This window comes from Komagataeibacter kakiaceti JCM 25156, assembly GCF_000613305.1.
The window spans coordinates 1-5,414 of sequence record NZ_BAIO01000138.1 but is presented as its reverse complement, the minus strand read 5'-3'; the positions used below and the strand labels follow the sequence as shown (position 1 = coordinate 5,414).

3 protein-coding genes and 3 pseudogenes are annotated in these 5,414 nt (G+C 65.0%); 2 read left to right on the top strand and 4 right to left on the bottom strand.

All coding sequences use genetic code 11. The features are described from left to right. On the top strand, positions 1-627 hold a 627-nt coding region (locus JCM25156_RS08965), incomplete at its 5' end, for an ABC transporter substrate-binding protein (protein WP_025812819.1). A gap of 47 nt (positions 628-674) precedes the next feature. On the opposite strand, the gene JCM25156_RS08960 is transcribed toward JCM25156_RS08965, so the two are convergent. Continuing rightward, positions 675-1,124 carry a DUF2501 domain-containing protein gene (locus tag JCM25156_RS08960; RefSeq protein WP_025812818.1) on the bottom strand — a complete coding sequence of 150 codons (450 nt, stop codon included), beginning with the start codon at positions 1,122-1,124 and terminating at the stop codon, positions 675-677. Positions 1,125-1,518: 394 nt separating this feature from the next. Between JCM25156_RS08960 and JCM25156_RS32485 the strand changes: the two are divergent. Continuing rightward, positions 1,519-3,291, top strand: a pseudogene (locus tag JCM25156_RS32485) (ABC transporter ATP-binding protein/permease). On the opposite strand, the pseudogene JCM25156_RS22940 reads toward JCM25156_RS32485, so the two are convergent. The 3 genes and pseudogenes from JCM25156_RS22940 to JCM25156_RS08925 form a co-directional block, all read right to left on the bottom strand. Continuing rightward, positions 3,263-4,157 (bottom strand): annotated as a pseudogene (locus tag JCM25156_RS22940) (metal ABC transporter solute-binding protein, Zn/Mn family). The pseudogenes JCM25156_RS32485 and JCM25156_RS22940 sit on opposite strands and share 29 nt — an antisense overlap. A gap of 2 nt (positions 4,158-4,159) precedes the next feature. Then, positions 4,160-5,031 (bottom strand): annotated as a pseudogene (locus tag JCM25156_RS22935) (metal ABC transporter permease). Further along, positions 5,028-5,414 (bottom strand): ATP-binding cassette domain-containing protein (locus JCM25156_RS08925; RefSeq protein WP_025812813.1); only part of this gene is annotated, 387 nt, incomplete at its 5' end. The gene JCM25156_RS08925 and the pseudogene JCM25156_RS22935, both read right to left, overlap by 4 nt.

The window sequence follows — 5,414 nt, the reverse complement described above, 5'->3', positions numbered from 1 at the left end:
CTGCTGCCCGGTGATGGCGCATGCGCGTGGACACGGGGTGCCGACCCCGACCACCCCGCCGAAGACGGCTGGCGTGCTCCGGACATGGCGCGCGCCCGCCAGCTTGTGCGTGAAAGCGGAACAGCGGGGCAGGATGTGACCCTGATCGTGCCCGCCACCGCCATGTATGTCAGCATGGGCACCTACCTGCGCGACATGTTGCAGGCCATGGGCTACCAGGCGCATCTGCATCCGCTTTCAGCGGCGATGGAGGGATCCTACGTCCAGAACACCGGCAACCATGTGCAGATCAGTCTTCTGGGATGGTACGCGGATTATGCCTCGCCCTCCAATTTTCTGGACACACTGTTCGGCTGCGAGAATTTCCATGCCGGTTCGGATAATTCCATCAACATCTCCGGCCTGTGCGATGCGGAGGTGCAGGATCTGACGCAACGCATCCGCACGACCGCCGACCCACAGGCGGCGGAGCTGTTATGGCGGCAGGTGGATGACCGGATCACCCGCCTTGCCCCGGCGGCGCCGATGATCAGCATAAGCTATGTGGATCTGGTCTCGCCCCGTCTGGGCAATTATTTCGCCACCCGCCTGTATCACATGGCGTTTTCGCGGGTGTGGGTACAATAAAAAGCCCTGCCGGGGGAAACCGGCAGGGCATGGGCAGGCAGGCGCAATCAGAGCATGGACTTGGCGCGGGCTTCCACCTTGGCGCAGGCCTGCGTGCGGATGTCGGCCGAGGCGTCTTCCAGCGAGATGGGGGGCTGCCCGCCGCCAACCTTCAGCAGGCCGGTGGACCCATCGGCATAGGACATGTTGCCCTTGCTGTCGGAGGGGACATCGTTCGTCTTCTTGTTCAGGGCCGCAAGGACCGGCCATGCTTCCTTGGAATCGAGATAGTTGGACTGGATGCAGTAGTTCATCACGCCACCCAGATCGGCCGGCGTGGCCGACGCCACGGCGGAAAACACCGTATCGGCGGACAGGGAGCCCGGCGTGATCTGCTCGACCTGGTTGGCCACGCCCGCGCCGGTCGGGGGGGATGTTTCGGCATGGGCGGCAAGCGGGGCCACGCCAAGCAGGGTGGCAAAAGCACTGGCGCACAGAACGCGACTGAATGACATCATATCCACTCTTCCTTGCATTATTCTCTCGGCGAGAGGGCGCACCATCCGTCATATGTGAAGCGAGAAGCATGGGTCCATGATAACACGATGCGCCCGGCCGGTACCCCCTGCGGTTGATAGGTCAGACATTCGGCTTTTCGATATATCCGCCCATCCGGCCGCGGGGGCCATGACGGGATAAACCCCTGTCGCCCGCCGATATTACGTGATCACGCCTGTTCCCGCACGCGGCGACGGCCCACCTGGGCGCCGCGTCAATAAGTCGTGAATAGGATTAAGGCCGCCCATCGCCCGCCCCTGAACCACCCATCAGGCGCAATGGACATTGAGTCCGTCCCGACTTCGTGGGAATGCTGGTAAGATTTACGGCCCCAACCCTCTGCGCGGGATTCATATGCAGCATTTGCGCCTTCTCCTGAAAGACGTGTGGTACCTGACCCGTCCCTATTTCGTGTCCGAGGACAGGAAATGGGCATGGGGGTTACTGTGCGCGGTCCTGGTCCTGACCTTTTCCATTGTGGGGATGGATCTGCTCCAGTCCTTTTCGCGCAATGTGTATTACACGGCCCTGCAGCAGCGTGACGCCACGACCTTCCTGCGCGGGCTGTTCTGGTATGTGCATAATGAAAGCGGGTTCGTGCCCGGCTTCTTCATCATCACCATTCCGGCCATCCTGTTCAGTGTTTACGCCACCTACCTGCAGCAGATGCTCCAGTTGCGCTGGCGGCGGTGGCTGACCGCGCGCATGACGCGGCAGTGGATGGAGAACCAGACCTATTTCCGCATCGCCATCACCACGTCCGGGCTGGAAGCCGGGGCCGACAACCCCGACCAGCGCATACAGGAAGACCTCAACAGCTTCGTGACCGATACGTTGACGCAGTTCATCAACCTGCTGTCCAACATCGTGACCCTGTTCAGCTATGTGGGGCTGTTATGGGTGCTGTCCGGGCCGCTGGAACTGTGGGGCATGTCCATACCGGGCTATTTCTTCTGGCGGCGCTGATCTATTCCATACTGGCCACATGGGTCACGCATCTGGCGGGGCACAGGCTGGCGGGGCTGCAGTTCTTCCAGCAGCGCGCGGAGGCCGATTTCCGTTACAGCCTGGTCCATGTCCGCAACAACGCGGAAGGAATCGCCCTCTACCGGGGCGAGGCGGAGGAACAGGCCGGGCTGGATCGGTCGTTTTCCTCGGTCTATGGCAATTTCCTGTCCATCATGCGCCGGACCAAGTGGCTGGGGCTGCTGACCACGGGGCTGGATGTGGTCTCGGGCAATTTCGCGCTGCTGATCGGCTCGATCCGCTATTTCGCGGGCAAGATGAGCTTCGGCACGCTCATGCAGCTTGTCATGGCGTTCTCGCGCGTGCAGGGCGCGCTGGCTGGCTGTCCAATTCCTATGCCGCGCTGACGACATGGCACGCGGAGGTCGCGCGTCTGGCCACGTTCCAGCGCGTGATGGACCGCGCGCAGGCCATGCGCAGCGAGGTGCGGATTCTCCCCGCGCCCGCCAATGCGGACATGCGGGTCAGCCATATGGATGTTTTCCGCCCCGATGGCGCGCTGCTGCTGCGTGATGTGAACCTGACGCTGGCGCATGGGCGGATGAGCGTGGTGACCGGTCCCTCGGGCACCGGAAAGTCCACGCTGTTCCGCGTTCTCGCGGGGATCTGGCCCTTCGCGACGGGTGAGATCACGCAGCCCGACCAGCCCATGATGTTCGTGCCGCAGCGGCCTATGTGCCCACCGGCACCCTGCACCGCGCCGTGACCTATCCGGCGGGGGTGGAGTGTTACCCGGTGGAAGAGGTGGCGGGCGTGCTGCGGCAGGTCGGGCTGGGCGCGCTGGTCACGTCGCTGGGCAAGGAGGCGCCATGGGGGCAGACCCTCTCCCCCGGTGAACTCCAGCGCCTCGCCTTCGCCCGCATCCTGCTGGCGCGGCCGGGCTGGGTGTTTCTCGATGAATCCACATCAAACCTCGACACCGCGTCCGAGGCCGCACTGTACGGGCTGCTGCGGCAGGACTGTCCCGGCATGACCGTGGTGTCCATCACGCACCGCCAGTCGGTTGTGGACATGCATGTCAACACGATCGACCTGACGCCCTTCGTGGCGGCCCGCCCGGCGGAGGAAATGGTCAGTGTGGACGCATCGCCGCAATCATGAGGTCGGTGTTATGGCGCATCATGGCGATGTAGTCGGGCGCGGGGCCGCTGGCGGGGGACAGGGCCTCGGCATAGAGTTCGCCGCCGGGCCGCGCGCCGGTCGCATGGGCCACCTGCTGGACAAGGCGCGGATCGGTGGCGTTTTCCATGAAATAGGTGGTGATGCCCGTGTGCCGGATCTGGTCGATCAGGGCCGCGACATCCCCGGCCGAGGCTTCCGTCTCGGTCGAGAGGCTGCGGGGCCATGAAGGTGACGCCATAGGCTCGGCCGAAATAGCCAAAGGCGTCATGGCTGGTCAGGACGCGCCGTCGGTCGGCGGGAATGGTGGCGATCTGGACGCGGATGTCCTGATCCAGCGCCTTGAGCCGCGTGACATAGCGCGCGGCTGACATGCGGAAACTTTCTGCGTCGACCGGGTCGGCCGCGATCAGCGCGTCACGGATGTTGTTGGTCCAGATGATGACATTGGGCACGCTGTTCCACACATGCGGGTCGGTTTCGGGCTGGCCCGCGCCGGGCTGCGTATAGGCGCTGATCCCGTTCGAGACGATAACCGGCCTGCCCTGATAACCCGCCGCGTGCGCCAGCCGCCCGAACCAGCTTTCCAGCCCCTCGCCGCTCATGAATACGATATCGGCCTGCCGCAACTGCCGGGCGTCATCGGGGGAGGGCTCGAATTCATGCGGGTCGCCATCCGGCGGTACCAGCGAGGTGACGCTGACATGGCCCCCCCCCACCTGCGCCACGACATCGGCCAGCACCGTAAAGCTGGCGACGGCGTGCAGCGGATGCCCCGCTGGCGCGGCATGGGCGCAGGGCGCGGCCAGAAAGCCGCAAAGACCGAGAACGGGAATGAGACGGCGCATGATCAGGAGTCCTGCACGCAAGAGGAACCACGCCCCGCCCGGAGTCCGGCAGGGGATGCGAGGAGGGAGAGGACATACAGCACGCTGCATGTCAGGATGATGGACGGCCCGGCGGCCAGCCGGAAATGATACGATACGAGCAGCCCGGTCAGCCCCGCGGCCATGCCCACGGCGGCTGACAGGACCATCATGGGCAGCAGGCGGCGGGTCCACAGCCGCGCGGTCGCCGCGGGCACCATCATCATGCCGACCGACATGAGCGTGCCCAGCGCCTCGAACCCCGCTACCAGGTTGATGACCACCAGGAACAGGAAGATCATGTGGTACAGCCCGCCATGCCCGCCGGTCAGGCGCATGAAGCGGGATCCACGCATTCCATGACCAGTGGCCGCCAGATGACCGAAAGCAGGCATACGCTCAGCGTGGTGATGCCGCCCATCAGGCACAGGGCTGGCCCGTCAATGGCCAGAATGGTGCCGAACAGCACATGCAGCAGGTCGATGTTGGACCCGCGCGCCGAGACGATCAGCACCCCCAGCGCGAGGGAGGTGAGATAGAAACTGGCGAAACTGGCGTCTTCGGCCAGATGGGTGCGGCGGCTGACCAGCCCGGCCAGCAGCGCCACCCCCAGCCCCGCAATGATACCGCCCAGCCCCATGGCGGTCAGTGACAGCCCGCCCGCCAGCAGGAAACCCACCGCCGCGCCGGGCAGGATGGCGTGGCTCATGGCGTCACCGATCAGACTCATGCGGCGCAGTTGCAGCATGACCCCCACCGGCCCGGCCCCCATGCCCAGCGCCACGGACGCCACCAGCGCCCGGCGCATGAAGCCGAAGGTCGCGAACGGATCCCATACGGCGGCGAGAATGTTCATGACCATGCCGCCCCCCCGGCCTGCGTGGGGGCATAGGCTGCGTGCAGGGTGTCCGGGGTCAGGATACGGGTCGTCTCCCCCCACATGGCGCGCCCGGCCGAAAGCAGGACGACATGGGGGAAGCATGTGCGGATCTGGTGGATGTCATGCAGCACGGCGATGATGGTGCGGCCCTGCGCATGCCATTCGCGCACCAGTTCCAGCAGATCCTGCGTGGTGGGGGCGTCAAGCGCGGTGAAGGGTTCGTCCAGCATGATGATGCGCGCATCCGACATGAGCAGGCGCGCGAACATGAGACGCTGGAACTGCCCGGCGGAAAGGGCATCGATCATGCGCTCGGCCTGTCCGTCCAGATTGACGCGGCGCAGGGCGCTGGCCGCGCG